Below are 20,913 nucleotides of genomic sequence, written 5' to 3'. Positions count from 1 at the left end.
CCATGCGTCACACAAGACTGTGCGGGCCCCAGCACCCACGGGCGACGGGTGACGGGTGACGGGTGACGGGTGACGGGTGACGGGTGACGGGCGCCAGGAAAGCACTGGACGCGGTCGCAGACCCCCAAGTAGACCCGTACGGCATGAGTGATCAAGCCTTGCCGCAGCCCGACGCCACCGCCACCCCGGCCGACGCCACCGCCACCCCGGCCGACGCCGCCTCCGTCCCGGCCACTTCCACCCCGGCAGCCTCCGCCTCCGCCCTGCTGGCCGCTCAGGCCCTCCGCCTGATCGAGGGGCGCTTCCCGGACGCCCTGGGCGCCGTCCTCGGCGGCTCCGCCTCCCGGGGCACGGCGCGCGCGACCAGCGACCTGGACCTGGCGGTCCTGCTGCCCGACACGGGCACCAGCCGGCGCGAGGTGATCCGCCACGAGGGCCGTCCCGCGGAACTGTTCCTGCACACCCGCGCCGACGTCCCGGGCTTCTTCGAGCGCGACCGGCTGCTGCGCCGCGGCACGATCCTCTTCATCTACGACCAGGGCATCCCGTTGCTCGACCGCGAGGGCGACCTGGCCCGGGTACGGGACCGGGCCCGCGCCCTCCTCGCGGCCGGTCCTGCCCCGCTGACCGGGGCCGAGCGCGAGCGCAGCCGCTACGTCCTGACCTGCTTCCTCGACGACCTCCTCGACACCCCGCCGACCGAGCGCTACGAGCAGCTCGCGACGGCCGACTTCGTGCTCCGCGAGGCGGCGCACCTGCTCACCGCCCACCACGGCGCCTGGACCGGCATCGGCCGCTGGCTGCCGCGCCGGCTCCTCGCCGCCGACCCGGAACGCGGCGAGGCCCTCCTCGCCGGCCACCGGGCGGTCGCGGAGCGGGCCGGGACGGCACCGCTGGCCGCTGCGGTGAAGAAGGTGCTCGCTCTGGTCGGGGGCCCGCTGCGCGAAGGCTACGTACAGGCCCGCTGACCGCCCGAACCACCGGCATCACTCCTGGTCAGAGGGTTTGAGGGGGGGTGATGTGCCGTCCGGTCCGCGTGCGACACTCCTGGCCTGACTACCGGAGGGGCGGGGCACGTGGAGAAGTCCGAGGCGAAGAGGCTGCTGGGGCAGGCCAGAGAGGCGTGGGACGCGGAGGAGTGGCTGCGCTCCGCCCAGCTGTACGAGCAGGTTCTCGCGCACTACCCGGACGAGAAGCCCAGCGCGGACTGGTGGTACGACGCCGCCCTGGCGTACAAGTTCCTGCGCGACTGGCCGAAGGCCCACGAGCTGGGCCGGGAGGCCGCCGCCCGCGCGCCCCGCGGCGAGCAGGACCCGGCGTTCTGGAACCTGGGGGTCGCGGCCACCATCCAGCGCGACTGGGCCACCGCGCGCGATGCCTGGGAGGGCTTCGGCATCCCCGTGCCGGAGGGCGAGGGCGAGATCAACGGCGCGTTCGGTCCGGCGTGCGTGCGGCTGCACACGGACGGCGAGCGGGAGGTCGTCTGGATCCAGCGGCTCTGTCCCACGCGCGGGCGCGTGATGAACGTGCCGGCGTCCAAGGGCCGGCGGTTCGGCGAGATCGTCGTGCACGACGGGGAGCCGACGGGCGAGCGGACCTTCGAAGGGCAGCGGGTCGCGGTCTTCGACGAGCTGCTGCTCTTCGAGCCCTCCCCGCTGCCGACGCTGCATGTCACCGTCAACGCGCCGGAGGCGTCCGACGTGGAGGCCCTGGTCTCGTCGTTCTTCGACCAGGACTTCGGCGCCGAGGCGGCCAGCAGCTTCCACGTGCTCTGCGCCTGCTGCAGCGAGGGCACGGTCGACTGGGACGAGGCCAGCAGGCCGGCCCACGGCGGCTCCCAGGAGATCTGGCTCGCCGCGCCCCAGGAGGAGGCCGGACGGCTGCTCGACGCGTGGGCCGCGGGTGGCGGGCGCACCTGGAGCGATCTGCGGCCTGTGGACTGAACGGGCCGGCCGGAACCGACCGGCCTGACCGGACCGACCGGACCGACCGGACCGGCCTGACCGGACCGACCGGACCGACCGGACCGCGCGGGGACGCCCCTGGCTCCCCGCGCCACGCCCCGGCAGACCTCCGGACACGACGAAGCCCCCTCCGGAATCCGGAGGGGGCTTCCCCCAAGTGTGGCGGCGCCAGGATTCGAACCTGGGAAGGCTGAGCCGGCAGATTTACAGTCTGCTCCCTTTGGCCGCTCGGGCACACCGCCTTGGGTTTGCTGCCGTGAGACCCGCTCTGGGCGGTGCTCGGTGGCAACGACGTAAACAATACCCGATGGACAGGGGTGCTTCGCCACCCGATTGATCGACGGCCGGGCCCCGGGCGGTGGCTAGGCTTTGCCCATGGTGCGGAGCCCCGGTGCGCACCCGGCCTGAACCCGATGTGCACCCGATCGGGTTCCCGGCCCATCACCGATACAACCCCGATACAAGGAGCCACAGGACATGGCCGACTCCAGTTTCGACATCGTCTCGAAGGTCGAGCGGCAGGAGGTCGACAACGCCCTCAACCAGGCCGCCAAGGAAATCGCCCAGCGCTACGACTTCAAGAACGTCGGCGCCTCCATCTCCTGGTCCGGCGAGAAGATCCTGATGGAGGCCAACTCCGAGGAGCGGGTCAAGGCCATCCTCGACGTCTTCCAGTCCAAGCTGATCAAGCGCGGCATCTCGCTGAAGTCGCTGGAGGCCGGTGAGCCGCAGCTGTCCGGCAAGGAGTACAAGATCTTCGCCTCCATCGAGGAGGGCATCTCCCAGGACAACGCCAAGAAGGTGGCGAAGATCATCCGCGACGAGGGCCCGAAGGGCATCAAGGCGCAGGTGCAGGGTGAGGAGCTGCGCGTCAGCTCCAAGAGCCGCGACGACCTGCAGACCGTGATCGCGCTGCTCAAGGGCAAGGACTTCGACTTCGCGCTGCAGTTCGTGAACTACCGGTAGGTCTCCGCCTGCCCGTCGCACGGAAGACGGAAGGACGGAAGGCGACAAGGAGGGGCGGTACCCGGCCGGGTACCGCCCCTCCTTGTCGCCGGTTTCGTTACCGGTCTCGCTGCCGGTCCTGGTCAGGCCACGCCTCAGCGGCGGCTTCGGGAGTCGCCGAAGAAGATCCGGTAGACGATCAGGAGCACCAGGGCGCCGCCGATCGAGGCGACCCAGGTGGCGCCGTCGTAGAAGTCCTTGGAGATCGGCCGGTCGAGCCACTCCGCCGATATCCATCCGCCGATGAAGGCTCCCGCCACGCCGATCAGGGTGGTGCCGATCAGGCCGCCCGGGTCCCGCCCCGGTAGCAGGAACTTGGCGACGGCACCGGCGAGCAGGCCCAGGATGATCCAGCTGATGATGCCCATGCCGTGTACTGCCCTTCTGTTGTGCGGCGTTGCCGTGCAGTGGCGCTGCCTTGATCCACTGTTGCCCTGAAAGACGACAAGTAGGCGTGACCTGGTTGCGACAGCTTTCTCACAGCCTTCTAGGGTGCGGGCCATGACACAGCCGGGAGCTTCTGGGGCTTCGCTGCGCAGGGCGTTGGGCGTACGGGACGCGGTGGTGATCGGCCTCGGTTCGATGGTCGGCGCCGGCGTCTTCGCGGCGCTCGGTCCCGCGGCGCGCGCGGCCGGTTCGGGCCTGTTCCTCGCGCTCGCGGTGGCGGCCGTGGTGGCGTACTGCAATGCGATGGCGTCGGCGCGGCTCGCCGCCCGCTACCCCGTGTCCGGGGGCACGTACGTGTACGGGCGGGAGCGACTGGGGCCGTTCTGGGGGTACTTGGCGGGCTGGGCGTTCGTCGTCGGCAAGACGGCGTCGTGCGCGGCGATGGCGCTGACCGTGGGCACGTACGTGTGGCCGGGGCAGGCGCACGCGGTGGCGGTCGCGGCCGTGGTGGCGCTGACTGCCGTGAACTGCCTGGGGGTTGAGAGGTCGGCGCGGCTGACGCGGATGGCGGTCGCCGTCGTGCTCGGGGTGCTGGCGGCCGTCGTGGTGGCCTGTGCGGGCTCGGGAGACGCGGAGGGCGGGCGGCTCGCACCGGGGCTCTCCGAGGGCGTGAGCGGCGTGCTGAGCGGGGCGGGGCTGCTGTTCTTCGCGTTCGCCGGGTACGCGCGCGTGGCGACGCTCGGCGAGGAGGTGCGCGACCCGGCGCGGACCATTCCGCGGGCGATCCCGGTGGCGCTGGGGATCGCGCTGGTCGTGTACGCCGCCGTGGCCGCGGCGGCCGTCGCCGCGCTCGGGGTGGACGGGCTGGCGGCAGCCGCGGCTCCGCTGGCGGACGCCGTGCGGGCGGCGGGCGTCGAGGGGCTGGTGCCGGTGGTGCGGGCGGGGGCGGCGGTGGCGGCGCTCGGGTCGCTGCTCGCGCTGGTCCTGGGCGTCTCGCGGACGACGCTCGCGATGGCGCGGGACGGGCACCTGCCCGGCGCGCTGGCGGCCGTGCACCCCCGCTTCCGGGTGCCCGTGCGGGCGGAGCTCGCCGTGGGTGCGGTGGTGGCCGTGATGGCCGCTGTCGGGGATGTGCGCGGCGCGATCGGGTTCTCGTCGTTCGGCGTGCTGGTCTACTACGCGATCGCCAACGCCTCGGCGTGGACGCTGAGTCCGGCCCCGCGGGCGCGCGCACTGCCCGCGCTCGGGGCCGTGGGATGCGTGGCGCTCGCCTGCGCGCTGCCGGTGACGTCGGTGGTGGCGGGCGCCGGCGTGCTCGCCGTGGGGGTGCTCGCCTACGGGGTACGCAAGCGAGTCGCGTAGCCCTGCCTACTGGCATGCAGGGGCCACCTGCCGCACAGGGCCTTCTAGCGCGTCGCGAACGACTGGTCCGTGCGCACGATGTCGCGGCCGAGCGGCATCAGCGACACCGGGATCAACTTGAAGTTGGCGATGCCGAACGGGATGCCGATGATCGTCACGCACAGCGCGATGCCCGTGAAGATGTGCGCCAGGGCCAGCCACCAGCCCGCGAGGATCAGCCACAGCACGTTGCCGATGCAGGACGGCGCGCCCGCGTCCCTGCGCTCGACCGTCGTGTACCCGAAGGGCCACAGGGCGTAGATGCCGATCCTGAAGGCGGCGATCCCGAAGGGGATGCCGATGATCGTGATGCACAGCAGCAGGCCCGCGAGCAGGTAGCCGAGGAACAGCCAGAAGCCGCTGAGGACCAGCCAGATGACGTTCAGGATTGTCTTCACTGCTGTCGACCTGCCATCTGCTCGAGCCGGGCGATCCGCTCCGCCATCGGCGGGTGCGTGGAGAACATCTTCGACATTCCCTGACCGGGACGGAAGGGGTTGGCGATCATCATGTGGCTCGCCGTCTCGATGCGCGGCTCGGGCGGCAGCGGCAGCTGCTTCACTCCGGCGTCGAGCTTGCGCAGGGCGCTGGCCAGGGCCAGCGGGTCCCCGGTCAGCTGGGCGCCGGAGGCGTCCGCCTCGTACTCCCGGGAGCGGCTGATGGCGAGCTGGATGAGGGAGGCGGCGAGCGGGCCCAGGATCATGATCAGGAGCATCCCGAAGAGGCCGGGGCCGTCGTCGTCGTTCGAGCGGCCGACCGGGATCAGCCACGCGAAGTTGACCAGGAACATGATCACGGAGGCGAGGGCGCCGGCGACCGACGAGATCAGGATGTCGCGGTTGTAGACATGGCTGAGCTCGTGCCCGATGACGCCTCTCAGCTCGCGCTCGTCCAGGATGCGCAGGATTCCCTCGGTGCAGCACACGGCGGCATTGCGCGGGTTGCGGCCCGTCGCGAACGCGTTCGGCGCCTCCGTCGGGGAGATGTACAGGCGCGGCATGGGCTGGCGGGCCTGCGTGGAGAGCTCGCGCACCATGCGGTAGAGCGCGGGCGCCTCGAACTCACTGACGGGGCGGGCGCGCATCGCGCGCAGGGCCAGCTTGTCGCTGTTCCAGTACGCGTACGCGTTCGTCCCGATCGCGATGACGAGGCCGATGACCAGCCCCATTCGGCCGAAGAAACTGCCGATGACGATGATGAGGGCGGAAAGTCCCCCGAGGAGTACGGCGGTCTTCAGCCCATTGTGCCGGCGGTGCACGGTACGCCCTCCTGATGGTGCGCAGGGGAACCCACTGCTTGCTGTCTTGCTGTTCCACTGGGGTGCGCGGCGGTGCGCGCCTCCATGTCCAGTGGACCCTCCCGTACTGGTCAACGCCAGACGAGCAGGACTAGTTCCCTTGTGCGCGCCCGGCGGGCGGTGCGCCGCTGTAGGCCGTACGGGTCAGCGCTGCTCTGGCACCATGCCCGCGAGTTCCAGGGCGACCGGGTCGGCCTTGATCTCACTGGTGCAGTTCGGGCAGCGCGTGGCGATGCCGGGGATCTGGCTGTAGCAGCGGGGGCAGTCGCGCAGGGCGGCCTTGATGTCGACCGGCTTGCCGCGGTCCATGCGCGTCTGGAGCTTCATCATCGGGACGACGACCACGAAGTAGAGCACCGCCGCGGTGATCACGAAGGCGATGGCCGCGCTCACGAACTTGCCGTACGGGAAGTCGGTGCCCTCGACCGTGAAGTGCGCCTTGCTGAAGTCACCGGTCGAGCGGGTCGCGAGGCCGATCAGCGGGGCGATGAACGCCGTACTGAAACCGGTGACCACCGCGGTGAAGGCGGAACCGACGGCGAGGCCGATGGCCATCGTCACGATGTTCCCGCGGAGTATGAAGTCCTTGAACCCGCTCAGCACGGCGTCTGTCTCCTTGAAGGTGGGGCGTTTCCTGGTGCCGTACGAGGGTGCCTAGAAGAGGCCCGTCGAGGCAAAACGCAGGACCAGTTGCGGCGCGCCGGACAGGGCCACGCCGATGACGGCCGTCACGGCGATGGCCGCGGTGAGCGGCACGGAGGTGCGGTACGCCACCGGCTCGCCCTCGGGGGCCCGGAAGAGGGTCGCGGTCCACTGAAGGTAGTAGTAGAGCGCGATCACGACGTTCACGGCCATGACGACGGCCAGCCAGCCAAGGCCGGCGTCGACGGCGGCGGAGAAGACGGTGACCTTCGCGAACAGGCCGATGATGCCCGGCGGCAGGCCCGCCAGGCAGAGCAGGAAGAAGCCCAGGACGAGCGCGGCGAGCGGGCGCGAGGCGTACAGGCCGCGGTAGTCGACGAGGCGGTTGAGCGGCTTCGTCCGGGCGACGAGGGCGGCCACGGCGAAGGCGCCGAGGTTCACGGCGGCGTACATGAGGGCGTACGCGAGCGTGGAGCCGATCGACTTCTGCGGGTCGTCGGAGTAGGCGGCCGCGGCGATCGGCACCAGGAGGTAGCCGGCCTGTCCGACGGAGGACCAGGCGAGCAGGCGGACGGCGCTGTACGCGCGCGTGGCCTGCTGGCGCAGCGCCGCGACGTTGCCGACGGTCATCGTCAGGGCGGCGAGTGCGGCGAGGGCCGGGCCCCAGACGTCGGCGTACGACGGGAAGGCGACGACCGTGACGAGGATGATGCCGGAGAAGCCGACCGCCTTGCCGATGACCGACAAGTAGGCGGCGATCGGCAGCGGTGCGCCTACGTAGGTGTCGGGTACCCAGAAGTGGAACGGTACGGCGGCCGTCTTGAAGGCGAAGCCCACGAGGGTGAGCGCCACGCCGGCCTGGGCGAGGGTGTGGAACTGGCCGTCCACGTGGGTGAGCTGGGAGGCGATCCTGGTGAGGTGCAGGCTGCCGGTGGTCGCGTAGACGAAGCTCACGCCGAGCAGGGTGACGGCGGTCGCGGTGACCGACGACAGGAAGAACTTCAGGGCCGCGTCCGACGACCGCTTGTCGTCGCGCTTGAGGCCCACGAGGGCGAAGGCGGGCAGTGAGGCCACCTCCAGGGCGACGACGAGCGTGGCCAGGTCGCGGGAGGCGGGCAGCAGCGCGGCGCCCGCGGCCGACGACAGGAGCAGGAACCAGAACTCCCCTTCGGGAAGCGGCTTGTTCGCGTTCTTGGCGTCCTTCAGGGAGCTGATCGAGAGCAGTGCCGTGAGCAGCGCGCCCGCCAGGACCAGGAACTGGATGACGAGCGTGAAGCGGTCCGCCGTGTAGCTGCAGGCGTCGTACGAGGTGCCCGTGAGGCAGAAGGTGGAGCGTTCGTCGCCGATCAGCGGGATCAGGGCGAGTCCGGCGGCGGCCAGGCCCGCGACGGAGATCCAGCCGAGGACCGCCTTGCGGTGCTCGCCCACGAACAGGTCGGCGACCAGGACGCCGAGGGCGACGACCGCCGCGATCGTGGGCGGCGCGATCGCGACCCAGTCGACGGACTGGACGAGGGAGGCCACGGAGGGCGCGGCGACGGCGGTCACTGGATGCCTCCTGCGAGGAGCTTCTGCACGGCCGGGTTCGTGAGGCCGAGCAGCGCTGCGGGCCACAGGCCCGCGAGGACGGTGAGGGCGACGAGCGGGGTCCAGGCGGCGAACTCGTACCCCTGCACGTCGGCGAGGACGGGAGTTCCCGGGTCCGCCTGGGGGCGCGGGCCCATGCAGACGCGGCGGACCACGATCAGCATGTACGCGGCGGTGAGCAGGGTGCCGAACGCGGCGATCGACATGAACACGAGGAAGGCCGGGCGGCTGAGGTCGTCCGCGGGGTCGAAGGCGCCGAACAGGGCGAGCATCTCGCCCCAGAACCCGGCGAGTCCGGGCAGCCCGAGCGAGGCGACGGCGGCGAACGCGAGCAGGCCGCCGAGGCGCGGGGCCTTGCCGTACAGGGCCATGCCGCCCTGCTCGGCGAGGGTGTCGAGGTCGCTGGTGCCGGTGCGGTCCTTGAGCGCGCCGACCAGGAAGAAGAGGAGGCCGGTGATGAGGCCGTGGGCGATGTTCGCGAACAGCGCGCCGTTCACGCCGGTCGGCGTCATCGTCGCGATGCCGAGGAGCACGAAGCCCATGTGCCCGACGGAGGAGTAGGCGATGAGCCGCTTGAGGTCGCCCTTCGCGCCCTGCTTCGCCAGGTTCAGGCAGGCCAGTGATCCGTAGACGATCCCGACGACGGCGAACGCGGCCAGGTACGGGGCGAAGGTGCGGAAGCCGTCGGGGGCGACGGGCAGCAGGATCCGGACGAAGCCGTACGTGCCCATCTTCAGCAGCACGCCGGCGAGGAGGACCGAGCCGACGGTCGGGGCGGCGGTGTGGGCGTCCGGCAGCCAGCTGTGCAGCGGCCACATCGGGGTCTTCACCGCGAGCCCGATCCCGATCGCCAGAACGGCGATGACCTGCACGGACGTACTCAGGCCCCGGCCGTTGTCAGTGGCGAGTGCCATCATGTCGAACGTGCCCGACTTAACGCCGATAAGGAGGATCCCGAGCAGCATCACGACCGAGCCGAGCAGCGTGAAGAGGATGAACTTCCAGGCGGCCGCGGCCCGTTCGGCACCGCCCCAGCGGGCGATGAGGAAGTACATCGGGATGAGGACCATCTCGAACGCGAGGAAGAACAGGACGAGGTCGAGGACGGCGAAGGTGGCGAGGGTGCCCGATTCCAGGACCAGGATCAGGGCGACGAAGGCCTTCGGCGACGGCCCGCTCGGCATCTTGAAGTAGGAGTACAGCGCGCACAGGAACGTGAGCAGTGCGGTGAGCACCAGGAGGGGGAGGGAGATGCCGTCGATGCCGAGGTGGATACGGACGTCGAGCGCCGGGATCCAGCTGATGTCGGTCGTGGCCTGCATCGTGGACGGATGGTCGTGGTCGAAGCCGAGCGCGAGGACGATCGCGGCGACGAGGATCACGCCGGTCACGGTCACGCCGTGGCGGAGCACGGCCTGGTCCGGGGAGTTCCCCTTCAGCCCGGGCGGGGCCGGGAGAAGGGCGAGGACGGCGCCGATGAGCGGGCCGACGACGATCAGTGCGAGAAGGAACTGCATCACGGATTCGCTGATATCGATCACGGCTGCTCACGCTCCGGCGGTGGCGACGAGGACGACGGCGACCACCAGGACGACGGTGCCTGCGAGCAGTGCGCTGAGGTAGGTCTGCACGTTTCCGGTCTGGGCGCGGCGGACCGCCCAGCCGAGCGCCTTGGGGGCCTCGGCCGCTCCGCGCACGTACGTCTCGACGACCGCGCGGTCCAGGAAGCCGACCAGGGCGGCCGCGGCTCGGACGGGGCGGACGAAGAGCGTCGCGTAGAGGGCGTCGAGGTGGAAGCCGACGGCCGCGTGGCGGTGCAGCGGGCCGAGCAGCAGCCGGCCGGGGTCGGCCGGGTCGGGGGCGCTCGCGATGTCGCCATAGGCCGGGGTGTGCGTCGCGATGGCCTCGGCCTCGACCAGACCGCCGTCGCCCTGCTCGCTGTCGATCGCGACGGCGCCGATCGGGACGGCGGCGCGGGCCGCCATCGCGGTGGTGTGGCGCCAGGCCGCGTAGGTGACCAGGCCGCCGACGAGCGCGAAGCCCGTGCCCAGGACGGAGGTGGTGAGGGTCGGGGTGAGCGAGCGCCCGTCGAACCAGTCGGGCAGCACGACCGTGACCAGACCGAAGGTGAGGGAGGGGATCGCCAGGACCCACAGGACGACGTTCATCACGAGCGGCTGCCTGCCGTGGTCGGGTGCCTGCGCACCCCGCCCGTTGAACGCGAGCAGCCACAGGCGGGTCGCGTAGGCGGCGGTGAGCAGGGCCGTGACCAGGCCCGCGACGAGGACGATCCAGCCGGACGCGACCGGGATCGCCACGCCGCCGGCCTCGTGACCGGTCGCGGTGTGCTCGGCGGCGCCGAGGACGGCCTCTTTGGAGAAGAAGCCGCTGAAGGGCGGGATCGCGGCGAGCGCGAGCAGCGCCACGGTCATCGTCCAGAAGGCGTCGGGCACGCGGGCCCGCAGGTTGTCCATGCGGGACATCGCGGCGAGCGAATTGGTGCCGGCGGCGTGGATGATCACGCCCGCCGCGAGGAACAGCACGGCCTTGAAGGCGCCGTGGGACAGGAGGTGGAACACGGCGGCACCGCGGTCGCCGACGGCGAGGGCACCGGTCATGTAGCCGAGCTGGCCGATCGTCGAGTACGCGAGGACGCGCTTGATGTCGTCCTGGGCGAGCGCGGCGAGCGCCGAGCCGGCCATGGTCACGGCGGCCATGACGGCGAGCACGATCAGCGCCGCCTGCGAGGCGGTGAAGACCGGGAGGAGACGAGCGACGAAGTAGACACCGGCGGCGACCATCGTCGCGGCGTGGATCAGCGCGGAGACGGGCGTGGGGCCGGCCATCGCGTCGGGCAGCCAGGTGTGCAGCGGGAACTGCGCGGACTTGCCCGCCACACCGGCGAGGAGCAGGAGCGCGATCAGGGTCGGGTGGTCCAGGCCGCCCTCGCTCGCGACCTTGCCCAGGATCGTCGTGATGCGGAACGAGCCGGCGTCCGTGGCGAGCGCGAACAGGCCGATCAGGAAGGGGACGTCACCGAGCTTCGTGACCAGGAACGCCTTGAGGGACGCGGCCCGCGCCTCGGGGGTCTCCCAGTAGTGGCCGACGAGGAAGTACGAGCAGATGCCCATGACTTCCCAGCCGACCAGCAGCACCATCAGGTCGCCGGAGTAGACGACCAGGAGCATCGCGGAGGTGAAGAGCGAGACGAGTGCGGCGTACGACGGGTAGCGCGGGTCGTCGCGCAGATAGCCCGTCGAGTAGAGCTGGACGCAGGTCGCGACGAGGCCGACCAGGATCGCGACGAGGGCGGCGAAGCCGTCGATGTGCAGGGCCAGTTCGATCGGCACGGAGCCGGTCGGGGTGAGCTCGGTGTGCGCGTCGAGGGCAGCGGTGCGGTTGCCGCCGCCACCGCCCTGCTGGACGGCGACGGTCACGGCCAGGACGAGCGCGGCCAGGGTCGGCAGCACGGCCAGCGGGCGGACGAAGCCGGGTGCGGTGCGGCCGAGCAGCAGGCCGGCGACGGCGCCGAGGAACGGCAGGAGGGGGACGAGTACGGCGAGGGTCGTGGTGGTCACGCGGTGGCCTCGGCCTTCTCGTCCGCCGCGGTGGCCGGGGTGGCGGCTGTCGCGGTGGCGTCGGACGGGTCGTGCGGGTCGTCGTCCGGGTCGTGCGGTTCGGCGGAGTCGCGGAGCTTGTCGATGTCCGACGTGCCGCGGTTGCGGTAGACGGCGAGCACGATCGCCAGGCCGATGCCGATCTCGGCGGCGGCGATGGCGATGGTGAACAGGGTCAGGGCCTGGCCGGAGTGGAGGGCGTCGCGCAGCCAGACGTCGAAGGCGACGAGGTTGAGATTGACGGCGTTGAGCATCAGCTCGACCGACATGAGGACCAGGATCGCGTTGCGGCGGGCCAGGACTCCGTACAGGCCCGTGCAGAAGAGGAGGGAGGCGAGGACGGCGGGATAGGCGAGATGCATCAGCGGGTGCCCTCCTGCGCTCCGGCACCGGCACCGGCACCGGCACTGACACCGGCCGGGGCCGACGGCTCGGCGTTCTTCTTGCGGGACAGGACGATCGCGCCGACCAGGGCCGCGAGGAGCAGCACCGAGAGCGCCTCGAAGGGCAGCACCCAGTGCCGGAAGAGGATCGAGCCGGTCACGGCCGTGCTGCCCCCGCCGGCACCGGCCGAGTCGGCCGCGCGGTCGAGGTCGATCCAGGTCGTGCGGAAGGCGTCGACGACGACCCAGACCAGGGCGGCGGCGGAGGCGACGGCCACGGCCAGGGCGGCCCAGCGGTTGGGGCTGTCCGCGTCCGGTGAGCGGCCGATGGGCGCCCGCGTCAGCATCAGTCCGAAGAGGAGGAGGACCACGACGGAACCCACGTAGATCAGTACCTGCACCCACGCGATGAACTCGGCGGTGAGCAGGAGGTACTCGACGGCGAGGCCGCCGAGGGCGACGACCAGCCACAGGGCGGCGTGCACCAGTTGCTTCGTGGTGACGGTGACGATCGCCGCGCCGAAGGTGACGATGCCGACGAGCAGGAAGGCGATCTCGACGCCCGTCGGGGAGAGGAACCCGTGGCTCCCGGCGGCCGTGGTGACGGCTGCCGATGCCGTCGGGACGGCGAGGGTCATGCGGTCGGCTCCTCTCCGGGGCCGCCGGGGCGGGACCCGGGCTCGGGCGCGGTTGCCGGGGCGGCCGGGGCTTCCGTCGGTGCCGCCTGCGCCGCCTGCGCCGCCTGCGCCGCCGCCAGCTTGTCCGCCGCCTTGCGGGCCGCCGCCAGTTCCTTGGGTTCCTCGGCCGCCGGGTCGAGGGCGGGCGGGGCCGGGACCGTCCACATCCACTCACGGAGCTTGTCGCGCTCGTGAGTGAGTTCGCGGACGTCGGTCTCGGCGTACTCGAACTCCGGGGACCAGAACAGTGCGTCGAAGGGGCACACCTCGATGCAGATGCCGCAGTACATGCAGAGGGAGAAGTCGATGGCGAAGCGGTCGAGGACGTTGCGGCTGCGCTCGCGGCCGCCCGGGGCGGCCGGGGGCACCGTCTCCTTGTGGGAGTCGATGTAGATGCACCAGTCGGGGCACTCGCGGGCGCACAGCATGCAGACCGTGCAGTTCTCCTCGAACAGGCCGATCACGCCGCGCGTGCGGGGCGGGAGTTCGGGCTGGACGTCGGGGTACTGCGCGGTGACGGTCTTCTTCGTCATCGTGCGGAGGGTGACGGCGAGGCCCTTGGCCAGGCCGGACCCGGGGAACTTCGCGGACATCAGTTGATCGCCACCTTCACGATGCCGGTGAGCGCGATCTGCGCGAGGGCGAGCGGGACGAGGAGGATCCAGGAGAACTTCTGGAGCTGGTCCTCGCGGAGCCGGGGGTACGAGACGCGCAGCCAGATCACGACGAAGGCCAGCACGGCCGTCTTCAGGAGCGTCCAGACCCAGCCGAGGCCGTCGGCGCCCCAGGGCCCGTGCCAGCCGCCCAGGAACAGGACCGTGGTCAGGCCGCACAGCACGACGATGCCCGCGTACTCGGCGAGCAGGAAGAGCGCGAAGCGCAGGCCCGTGTACTCGGTGTACGCACCGAAGATGATCTCGGAGTCGGCGACCGGCATGTCGAACGGCGGGCGCTGCAGCTCCGCGAGACCCGCCACGAAGAAGACGAGCGCGCCGACGATCTGCCAGGGCAGCCACCACCACTCGAAGGCGTCGACGATGCCGGGCAGCGACACCGTGCCCGCCGCCATGGCGACCGAGGCAGCGGCCAGCAGCATGGGGAGTTCGTACGCCAGCAGCTGGGCGGCGGTGCGCAGACCGCCGAGCAGCGAGAACTTGTTGGCGCTCGCCCAGCCCGCCATCAGCGAGCCGAGCACGCCGACGCCCATCACCGCGAGCACGAAGAAGATGCCGGCGTCGACGACCGCGCCGACCGCGCCGTCGCCGGGGCCGACCGGGATCGCGAGGAGCACGAGGAGGTACGGCAGCAGGGCGACGGCGGGTGCGAGCTGGAAGACGCGGCGGTCGGCGTCGGCCGGGACCACGTCCTCCTTCTGCGCGAACTTGACGCCGTCGGCGACGAGTTGGGCCCAGCCGTGGAAGCCGCCCGCGTACATCGGGCCGAGGCGGCCCTGCATGTGGGCCATGACCTTGTGCTCGGTCTGGCCGACGACCAGGGGCAGCACCAGGAAGGCGACGAAGACGACGACGAGGCGCAGGGCGACGTCGAGAGCGTCGTTCACTGCGAGCCTCCGTCGGTCGTGTCGTCAGATTCGGGTGCGGGGTCCGGCTCAGGCGCGGGCGCGGAAGCGGGTGCGGGCTCGGATTCGGCCGCGGGAGTCGGTGCAGGCTCGGATTCGGCCGCGGCGCCCGGCTCGGGCTCGGGCCCGGACTCGGGCGTGGGAGCCGCCGGTGGGCGGGTCTCCTCGTCGAAGGCCGGTTTGGCGTGGTGCCAGGGCGCGTCGCTCGTCCGGGGCTTGGGCGCGGGCTCCGGGGCCGCAGCCGGGTCCGCCGCCGGGGGCGGAGACGTCGCGGGCGTCGTGCGCTGCGAGGCCGAGCCGTCCGACACGCTCCGCGAGCGCCGCGCCGGACGGGCAGCCCTCTCCGGGGTCTCGGGCGCCTGGGCCTCGGCTGCGGCCGGAGCCGGGCTCTGGCTCTGGCTCTGGCTCTGGCTCGCCGAACCGTCGCTCGCCGACCGCGTGCGCCGCGCCGGCCGCTCCCCCACGGCCCGCCCCTCGGCACCCGCACCGGCACCCGCACCGGCACCGGCACCCGCGGTACGACCCGCCGCACCGGCCCCCGCAGCACGCCCCGCACCGCGCGCGGGCCGCGCCGGAGCAGGCGGCAACTGGCCCTTCAGCGGACCCCATTCGTTCGGGTCGGGCACCCCGGGCGGCAGCATCTGACGCCGCTTGGGCCCACCGTGCTCGGACTCCCCCGGCTCCTTGGCGCCCGGCCATGCCTTGGCGACGCGAGCCGCGAGCACGAAGTCCTTGCGCAGCGGATGGCCCTCGAAGCCCTCGGGGAGGAGCAGCGGGTCGAGGCCCGGGTGGTCGGTGAAGTCCACGCCGAACATCTCGTGCGTCTCGCGCTCGTGCCAGGCCGCGCCCGCGTACACGCCGACCGCGGAGGCGAGCACCGGTGCCGTGTGCGGCACGGTCGTGCGCAGCAGCAGCCGGCGTACGGACCCGGGGGCGACGGCCGCGACGTGGGCGCAGACGCGGAAGCCCGCCTCCGGCTCGTCGACCGCGCTCAGCCAGTCGAAGTAGGTGCACCCCAGCGTCGTACGGGCCGTCTCCAGGGCGGAGGTCCACTCGGCGGCGGGTACGTCGACGGTCAGCAGGTCGTACGCCTCCTCGGCCGTGGCCCCGGCGCCGAACAGTTCCTCGACGGGGTTCGGCAGCCAGCTCATCGCTCACCCCCGGCAGGGGCGGGCGGCTGCACCAGGCCGCTGCTCAGCGCGGCGGCCGAGGGCCGTCCCGCCGCCGCGTCGGCGGACGCGTACCGCTCGCCGAGCGACTCCCGGGCGATCTTCTCCTGGAGCTTGAGGATGCCCTGGAGCAGCGCTTCCGGACGGGGCGGGCAGCCGGGCACGTAGACGTCGACCGGGATGATCTGGTCGACGCCCTTGGTCACCGAGTAGGAGTCCCAGTACGGGCCGCCGCAGTTGGAGCAGGCGCCGAACGAGATGACGTACTTCGGCTCGGGCATCTGCTCGTACAGCCGCTTCACGGCCGGCGCCATCTTGTCCGTCACGGTCCCCGAGACGATCATCAGGTCCGCCTGGCGCGGGCCCGGGGCGAACGGGATGACGCCGAGCCGGATGAAGTCGTGGCGGGCCATCGACGCCGCGATGAACTCGATGGCGCAGCAGGCGAGTCCGAAGTTGAAGACCCACAGGCTGTAGCGGCGGCCCCAGTTGAGGACCACCTTCATCGGCTCGGGGGCGAGCCGCGAGAGCACGCCCAGCTTCTTCGGCTCGGGCAGGAAGACCGGCTCCGAGGGGGTCACGTCGCTTACGTCACTCACGTCACTCACGTCCACGTAAGGACGCCCTTCTTGTATGCGTACAGCAGGCCCACGGCGAGGAAGCCGAGGAAGATGAACATCTCGACCAGGGTCGTCGCGCCGTATCCCGGCGCGGCGAAGACCGTGGCCCAGGGGAAGAGGAAGATCGAGTCGACCGCGAAGATCACGTAGAGGAACGCGTACACGTAGTAGCGGACCTGGGTGTGCGCCCAGCCCTCGCCGACGGGGTCGACACCGCACTCGTACGTGAGGAGTTTCTCCGGGGTGGGCACCACCGGCCGCAGCAGGCGGCCCGCGCCGAAGGCCACGGCGACGAACAGCACACCGACGACGGCGAGCAGCCCGACCACCGAGTACGAGTGGAAGTAGTCCGCCGCGATGACGGTCACGGTCGGTCCCGTCACGTCTGTCGCCCCTCGTGTGTTCGTTGGGTGTTCGTAGTGATGCGTTGTGTTCGACGATCTGTACGCACGGGAGTCTAGGGCCTGTTAAAGGGACGGTAAGCAGCCCGGTGCGAAGGGGTGCACCGGCGAGGTGGGGTTATCCCCCGTTCGTCCCCGGCAGCCCGCCTCATGGCGCCGCCCCGCGCGCGCAGGGCACCCTTTCGCTTATGACGGACCCACTGCACGCCGCCGACGCTCCGGGCGATGACCGCCCGGTGCTGCCGTCGCCGCGTTTCGCCTACGACAGACACACCTGGAAGGAGATCGCGTATCTCCTGAGCAGCTTCCCGCTGGCCCTGGTCGGCTTCGTGTACGCGGTGACGATGCTGGCACTCGGCGTCGGGCTGACGGTCACGGTGATCGGCCTGCCGCTGATCGCCGCGGGACTGCGCGGCGCACGGATGCTCGGCAGGGCGGAGCGGGCCAGGGCCCGCAAGCTGCTCGGGGTGCACGTGGAGGAGCCGAGTCCGCTGCCGGTGCGGCGGGCCGGCGGCTTCTTCGGATGGCTGTGGACCGGCCTGAAGGACCCGGTGGGCTGGCGCGCGGTGCTGTACGAGGTGATCCGGCTGCCGTGGGGCATCATCACGTTCGCGGTGACGCTGACCGGGCTCTTCGTGCTGTGGCCCGTGCTGCCGTTCGTGGCGCGCGGGCTGACCAACGCGGACCGGGCGATGGTCCGCGGACTCCTGTCGCCGTCCGACGAGTTGGAGCAGCGGATCGCCGAGCTGGAGTCGGACCGGGGAGTCGTGGTCGACACGGCGGCCGCCGACCTGCGCCGCATCGAGCGGGACCTGCACGACGGCGCGCAGGCCCGCCTGGTCAACCTGGCCATGGGGCTCGGTCTCGCCAAGGAGAAGCTCCTGGAGGGGCAGGCCGACGAGCACGTGGCCGCGATGGTCGACGAGGCGCACGGCGAGGTGAAGCTCGCGCTGCAGGAGCTGCGCGACCTGGCCCGCGGCATCCACCCGGCGGTCCTCACCGACCGCGGCCTGGACGCGGCCCTGTCCTCGGTGGCCTCGCGCTGCACGGTGCCGGTGAAGGTGACGGCGGACCTGCCGGCCAGGCCCGCGGAGGCGATCGAGGGCATCGCCTACTTCACCGTCTCCGAGCTACTGCAGAACGTCAGCAAGCACAGCGGTGCCCGCTCCGCGTCGGTCGACGTGTGGCGGTCGGACGACCGGCTGCTCATCCAGGTGCGGGACGACGGACGGGGCGGGGCGAGCCTCGACAAGGGCACCGGCATGGCCGGACTCGCGGAGCGGCTCGGCGCGGTCGACGGCCTGTTCGTCGTGGACTCGCCGGAGGGCACCGGAACGACGGTCACGGCCGAACTGCCGTGGCGCGACCGGCACCAGCAGTAGGCCCGGCGGGCCCACGGGGGTAGGGAAAACCCCCGGTCGAAGACGCCGACCCGCCGCATGGCCGGGCCCCGCGTCGGCGAGGACCCTGGAACCAGAGCAGCGGACCCGAGCAGAGACCCGAGCAGAAACGGACGACACCGATGGCCACGCACCAGTACGGATACCGCAGTGAACACCGCAGTGAGCGCCGCGGTGAGTACTCGTACGACGACATCGGCGACATCGGCGACATCGGCCACCCGGGCGGCGCGCCCCGCCCCCGGCGCGGCCTCGGCCGGCTGCCGGCCGGACTGCGGGCGCCGATCGAGGGGCGGGCCTGGCGCGAGCTCGGGTACGTGCTGCTGAGCTTCCCCCTCAGCATCGTCTTCTTCGTGTGGACGGTGACGATGGTGTCGCTGGGCGCGGGCCTGCTCGTCACGTTCATCGGCGTGCCGGTGCTGGCGGCGGCGCTGGCCGGGGCGCGCGGGTTCGGGGCCCTGGAGCGGGTGCGGGCGCGCGGTCTGCTCGGCCTGGAGGTCGGCACCCCCGAGCCGCTGCGGCCGCGGGGCGGCGGGCCGTTCGCGTGGATGGGCGCGATGCTCAAGAGCGGTGTCTCCTGGCGGCACCTGCTGTACGGGGTGCTGCACTTCCCGTGGGCGACGTTCGCGTTCTCCGTGGCGGTGGCGTTCTGGACGACGGGCTGGACGCTGTTCACCTACCCGCTGTGGCAGTGGGTGTTCCCGATGTACGCCGGTCAGGCCGGCCTCCAGCTCTACGGGGACGACCAGCACTCGGTGTACCTGAACAACCCCTTCGAGATCGGTCTGACCTCGCTGGTCGGTCTGCTCTTCGTGCTCGCGACGCCGTGGGTGGTCCGGGCGCTCACCACCGTGGACCGGCTGATGGTCGCGGGTCTGCTCGGCCCGTCGCGGCTCGCCTCCCGCGTGGTGGAGCTGGAGTCGGACCGGGGTGTCGTGGTCGACACGGCGGCCGCCGACCTGCGCCGCATCGAGCGCGATCTGCACGACGGCGCGCAGGCCCGCCTGGTCAACCTGGCCATGGACCTGGGCCTCGCCAAGGAGAAGCTGACCGAGGACCCGGCGGAAGCGGCGCGCATGGTGGGCGAGGCGCACGGCGAGGTGAAGACGGCGCTGCAGGAGCTGCGCGACCTGGCCCGCGGCATCCACCCGGCGGTCCTCACCGACCGCGGCCTGGACGCGGCCCTGTCCTCGGTGGCCTCGCGCTGCACGGTGCCGGTGACGGTGGAGGTGGACAGCTCGGTCCTGACGGAGCGGCCCGCCCCCGCCATCGAGGGCATCGCCTACTTCACCGTGTCGGAGCTGCTGCAGAACGTCAGCAAGCACAGCCGGGCGACCCGGGCGACCGTCGACGTGTGGCGCACCCGGGACCGGCTGATGCTCCAGGTCCACGACAACGGGGTGGGCGGGGCGAGCGCCGACGGCGGTTCGGGCCTGGCCGGTCTGGCCGAGCGGCTCGACGCGGTCGACGGCATCCTCCTCGTCGACTCGCCGCCGGCCGGGCCGACCCGGGTGACGGCGGAGCTGCCGTGGCGCCGGGCATGACAGGAAGACGTACGCGACGGAAGTGAGCGCAGTGGTCGGGCGGCACCGTTTCGGTGCCGCCCGACCGCTGCGCTGTCTGCATGCGCCCCCTATTTCCGCCGCTTAGGGGCACGGGCGTGCGGATGCTGGAATGCTGGACCTGTCAGAAACAGCCCCGGTGAACAGGTTCACGGGGGCGCTGGGGGGACGAGAAACGTGGAGGACAGGGTGCGGGTGGTCATCGCCGAGGATTCAGTGCTGCTCAGGGAGGGGCTGACCCGGCTGCTGACCGACCGCGGGCTCGAGGTCGTCGCCGGTGTCGGCGACGGGGACGCGCTGGTCAAGACCATCGTCGACCTGGGGGCGCAGGACCAGCTCCCGGACGTCGTCGTGGCGGACGTACGGATGCCGCCCACCCACACGGACGAGGGGGTGCGCGCGGCGGTCCACTTGCGGGGGAAGTTCCCCGGGCTCGGGGTCCTGGTCCTTTCGCAGTACGTGGAGGAGCAGTACGCCACCGAACTGCTGGCCGGTTCGAGCCACGGCGTCGGCTACCTCCTCAAGGACCGGGTCGCCGAGGTGCGTGAGTTCGTGGACGCGGTGGTACGCGTCGCGGAAGGCGGTACGGCGCTCGACCCGGAGGTGGTCGCGCAGTTGCTCGGGCGCAGCCGCAAGCAGGACGTGCTCGCGAATCTCACGCCCCGCGAGCGCGAGGTTCTCGGCCTGATGGCGGAGGGGCGCACGAACTCGGCGATCGCCCGGCAGCTCGTGGTGAGCGACGGTGCGGTCGAGAAGCACGTGAGCAACATCTTCCTGAAGCTGGGCCTGTCGCCCAGTGACGGGGATCACCGTCGCGTTCTGGCCGTCCTGACCTACCTGAACTCCTGAGTACCTGACACTCTGTCAGATATCTGCATCGGGCACGTCGGGGCGCCGATCTGGACCTAGAACCAAAGGATGACTGGAGCGCGTCTCAAGGAAGGGTCGGGGGGATCGAGCGAACCATGACAAACCAGGGCGACAAGCCGTCTCATTTCGGCGTCCATCATGCGAATGCTCGGAGGAAGGGGACCCTTACAGACGTAGGGTGGGCCTTGGGAAGGCCGGTGGGACGAGCCTGCCCGAACAGCCGCCCCGAGGGAGGTCCAGTTCAGTGACCAGCCAGGTCAGTAGCCCAGCCGAGCAGGCCGACGAGGCCGACGGGATCGTTGTGGGAGAGCAGCGCACATCCGCGGGTGAAGCGAACAAGGACGTACGGCGC

At 71.6% G+C, this 20,913-nt stretch carries 21 protein-coding genes and 1 tRNA gene; 7 read left to right on the top strand and 15 right to left on the bottom strand.

Going from position 1 to position 20,913, the window contains the following annotated elements; translation table 11 throughout:
* Nucleotides 1-143 precede the first annotated feature (143 nt).
* Nucleotides 144-968: a nucleotidyltransferase domain-containing protein gene (locus M4J07_RS31545; RefSeq protein WP_255977328.1), complete on the top strand. Its 825-nt coding sequence runs from the start codon at nucleotides 144-146 to the stop codon at nucleotides 966-968.
* A 108-nt stretch (nucleotides 969-1,076) separates the two neighbouring features.
* Complete coding sequence (locus M4J07_RS31540; RefSeq protein ID WP_255977326.1) at nucleotides 1,077-1,943, top strand: tetratricopeptide repeat protein; 867 nt, start codon at nucleotides 1,077-1,079, stop codon at nucleotides 1,941-1,943.
* A 181-nt stretch (nucleotides 1,944-2,124) separates the two neighbouring features.
* Here M4J07_RS31540 and M4J07_RS31535 read toward each other — a convergent pair.
* Nucleotides 2,125-2,206, bottom strand: a tRNA-Tyr gene (locus M4J07_RS31535).
* Between the two features lie 235 nt (nucleotides 2,207-2,441).
* On the opposite strand from M4J07_RS31535, the gene M4J07_RS31530 reads away from it, so the two are divergent.
* Nucleotides 2,442-2,930 (top strand): YajQ family cyclic di-GMP-binding protein, encoded by a 489-nt coding sequence (locus M4J07_RS31530; protein WP_255977325.1) that lies wholly within the window; start codon nucleotides 2,442-2,444, stop codon nucleotides 2,928-2,930.
* A gap of 134 nt (nucleotides 2,931-3,064) precedes the next feature.
* On the opposite strand, the gene M4J07_RS31525 is transcribed toward M4J07_RS31530, so the two are convergent.
* Entirely contained in the window at nucleotides 3,065-3,337 is a 273-nt protein-coding gene (locus M4J07_RS31525; RefSeq protein WP_255977323.1) for a GlsB/YeaQ/YmgE family stress response membrane protein, read from the bottom strand.
* A 133-nt stretch (nucleotides 3,338-3,470) separates the two neighbouring features.
* Here M4J07_RS31525 and M4J07_RS31520 point away from each other — a divergent pair, with 133 nt between their 5' ends.
* Nucleotides 3,471-4,718: an APC family permease gene (locus tag M4J07_RS31520; protein ID WP_255977322.1), complete on the top strand. Its 1,248-nt coding sequence runs from the start codon at nucleotides 3,471-3,473 to the stop codon at nucleotides 4,716-4,718.
* A gap of 44 nt (nucleotides 4,719-4,762) precedes the next feature.
* On the opposite strand, the gene M4J07_RS31515 is transcribed toward M4J07_RS31520, so the two are convergent.
* The 13 genes from M4J07_RS31515 to M4J07_RS31455 all read right to left on the bottom strand — a co-directional run bounded on the left by M4J07_RS31515 (nucleotide 4,763) and on the right by M4J07_RS31455 (nucleotide 16,711).
* On the bottom strand, nucleotides 4,763-5,155 hold the full coding sequence (locus M4J07_RS31515; protein WP_255977320.1) for a YccF domain-containing protein: 393 nt from the start codon (nucleotides 5,153-5,155) through the stop codon (nucleotides 4,763-4,765).
* Nucleotides 5,152-6,015, bottom strand: coding sequence for a zinc metalloprotease HtpX (htpX, locus tag M4J07_RS31510; RefSeq protein ID WP_255977319.1), 864 nt, complete (start codon nucleotides 6,013-6,015; stop codon nucleotides 5,152-5,154). The genes M4J07_RS31515 and htpX overlap by 4 nt, the downstream gene beginning before the upstream one ends.
* A gap of 183 nt (nucleotides 6,016-6,198) precedes the next feature.
* Nucleotides 6,199-6,657, bottom strand: coding sequence for an MscL family protein (locus tag M4J07_RS31505; RefSeq protein ID WP_255977317.1), 459 nt, complete (start codon nucleotides 6,655-6,657; stop codon nucleotides 6,199-6,201).
* Between the two features lie 51 nt (nucleotides 6,658-6,708).
* A complete protein-coding gene (locus M4J07_RS31500) occupies nucleotides 6,709-8,244 on the bottom strand; it encodes an NADH-quinone oxidoreductase subunit N (RefSeq protein WP_255977316.1) in 1,536 nt (511 codons plus the stop codon).
* Entirely contained in the window at nucleotides 8,241-9,824 is a 1,584-nt protein-coding gene (locus M4J07_RS31495; protein WP_255977314.1) for a complex I subunit 4 family protein, read from the bottom strand. The genes M4J07_RS31500 and M4J07_RS31495 overlap by 4 nt, the downstream gene beginning before the upstream one ends.
* Before the next feature lie 6 nt (nucleotides 9,825-9,830).
* Nucleotides 9,831-11,861 carry an NADH-quinone oxidoreductase subunit 5 family protein gene (locus M4J07_RS31490; protein WP_255977312.1) on the bottom strand — a complete coding sequence of 677 codons (2,031 nt, stop codon included), beginning with the start codon at nucleotides 11,859-11,861 and terminating at the stop codon, nucleotides 9,831-9,833.
* Nucleotides 11,858-12,262 carry an NADH-quinone oxidoreductase subunit NuoK gene (gene nuoK, locus M4J07_RS31485; protein ID WP_255977310.1) on the bottom strand — a complete coding sequence of 135 codons (405 nt, stop codon included), beginning with the start codon at nucleotides 12,260-12,262 and terminating at the stop codon, nucleotides 11,858-11,860. The genes M4J07_RS31490 and nuoK overlap by 4 nt, the downstream gene beginning before the upstream one ends.
* A complete protein-coding gene (locus M4J07_RS31480; RefSeq protein WP_255977309.1) occupies nucleotides 12,262-12,921 on the bottom strand; it encodes an NADH-quinone oxidoreductase subunit J family protein in 660 nt (219 codons plus the stop codon). Before M4J07_RS31480 ends, nuoK begins: the two co-directional genes overlap by 1 nt.
* A complete protein-coding gene (locus M4J07_RS31475) occupies nucleotides 12,918-13,553 on the bottom strand; it encodes a NuoI/complex I 23 kDa subunit family protein (protein ID WP_255977307.1) in 636 nt (211 codons plus the stop codon). The genes M4J07_RS31480 and M4J07_RS31475 overlap by 4 nt, the downstream gene beginning before the upstream one ends.
* Entirely contained in the window at nucleotides 13,553-14,521 is a 969-nt protein-coding gene (locus tag M4J07_RS31470) for a complex I subunit 1/NuoH family protein (RefSeq protein ID WP_255977305.1), read from the bottom strand. Before M4J07_RS31470 ends, M4J07_RS31475 begins: the two co-directional genes overlap by 1 nt.
* Nucleotides 14,518-15,690 carry an NADH-quinone oxidoreductase subunit C gene (locus tag M4J07_RS31465; RefSeq protein ID WP_255977303.1) on the bottom strand — a complete coding sequence of 391 codons (1,173 nt, stop codon included), beginning with the start codon at nucleotides 15,688-15,690 and terminating at the stop codon, nucleotides 14,518-14,520. Before M4J07_RS31465 ends, M4J07_RS31470 begins: the two co-directional genes overlap by 4 nt.
* Nucleotides 15,687-16,307, bottom strand: a complete 621-nt coding sequence (locus tag M4J07_RS31460; protein ID WP_308284790.1) for an NADH-quinone oxidoreductase subunit B — start codon at nucleotides 16,305-16,307, stop codon at nucleotides 15,687-15,689. Before M4J07_RS31460 ends, M4J07_RS31465 begins: the two co-directional genes overlap by 4 nt.
* Nucleotides 16,308-16,312: 5 nt before the next feature.
* A complete protein-coding gene (locus M4J07_RS31455) occupies nucleotides 16,313-16,711 on the bottom strand; it encodes an NADH-quinone oxidoreductase subunit A (RefSeq protein WP_255977301.1) in 399 nt (132 codons plus the stop codon).
* A 206-nt stretch (nucleotides 16,712-16,917) separates the two neighbouring features.
* On the opposite strand from M4J07_RS31455, the gene M4J07_RS31450 reads away from it, so the two are divergent.
* The 3 genes from M4J07_RS31450 (at nucleotide 16,918) to M4J07_RS31440 (ending at nucleotide 20,540) form a co-directional block, all read left to right on the top strand.
* Nucleotides 16,918-18,111, top strand: coding sequence for a sensor histidine kinase (locus M4J07_RS31450; RefSeq protein ID WP_255977299.1), 1,194 nt, complete (start codon nucleotides 16,918-16,920; stop codon nucleotides 18,109-18,111).
* Between the two features lie 140 nt (nucleotides 18,112-18,251).
* A complete protein-coding gene (locus M4J07_RS31445; RefSeq protein WP_255977297.1) occupies nucleotides 18,252-19,673 on the top strand; it encodes a sensor histidine kinase in 1,422 nt (473 codons plus the stop codon).
* Nucleotides 19,674-19,880: 207 nt separating this feature from the next.
* Nucleotides 19,881-20,540: a response regulator transcription factor gene (locus M4J07_RS31440; RefSeq protein ID WP_308284791.1), complete on the top strand. Its 660-nt coding sequence runs from the start codon at nucleotides 19,881-19,883 to the stop codon at nucleotides 20,538-20,540.
* Nucleotides 20,541-20,913 lie beyond the last annotated feature (373 nt).

It is taken from the genome of Streptomyces longispororuber, assembly GCF_024448165.1.
Taxonomy (GTDB): Bacteria; Actinomycetota; Actinomycetes; order Streptomycetales; family Streptomycetaceae; genus Streptomyces; species Streptomyces longispororuber_A.
Note: the sequence above shows the minus strand (reverse complement) of the source record. Positions and strands in the feature narration are given on the sequence as shown.

What these genes read in the sequence shown, in the direction of transcription:
- M4J07_RS31545 (WP_255977328.1), top strand. Translation starts at nt 144, where the DNA reads ATGAGTGATCAAGCCTTGCCGCAGCCCGACGCCACCGCCACCCCGGCC.
- M4J07_RS31530 (WP_255977325.1), top strand. Translation starts at nt 2,442, where the DNA reads ATGGCCGACTCCAGTTTCGACATCGTCTCGAAGGTCGAGCGGCAGGAG.
- M4J07_RS31525 (WP_255977323.1), bottom strand. Translation starts at nt 3,337, where the DNA reads ATGGGCATCATCAGCTGGATCATCCTGGGCCTGCTCGCCGGTGCCGTC.
- M4J07_RS31520 (WP_255977322.1), top strand. Translation starts at nt 3,471, where the DNA reads ATGACACAGCCGGGAGCTTCTGGGGCTTCGCTGCGCAGGGCGTTGGGC.
- nuoK (WP_255977310.1), bottom strand. Translation starts at nt 12,262, where the DNA reads ATGCATCTCGCCTATCCCGCCGTCCTCGCCTCCCTCCTCTTCTGCACG.
- M4J07_RS31480 (WP_255977309.1), bottom strand. Translation starts at nt 12,921, where the DNA reads ATGACCCTCGCCGTCCCGACGGCATCGGCAGCCGTCACCACGGCCGCC.
- M4J07_RS31475 (WP_255977307.1), bottom strand. Translation starts at nt 13,553, where the DNA reads ATGTCCGCGAAGTTCCCCGGGTCCGGCCTGGCCAAGGGCCTCGCCGTC.
- M4J07_RS31465 (WP_255977303.1), bottom strand. Translation starts at nt 15,690, where the DNA reads ATGAGCTGGCTGCCGAACCCCGTCGAGGAACTGTTCGGCGCCGGGGCC.
- M4J07_RS31450 (WP_255977299.1), top strand. Translation starts at nt 16,918, where the DNA reads ATGACGGACCCACTGCACGCCGCCGACGCTCCGGGCGATGACCGCCCG.
- M4J07_RS31445 (WP_255977297.1), top strand. Translation starts at nt 18,252, where the DNA reads ATGGCCACGCACCAGTACGGATACCGCAGTGAACACCGCAGTGAGCGC.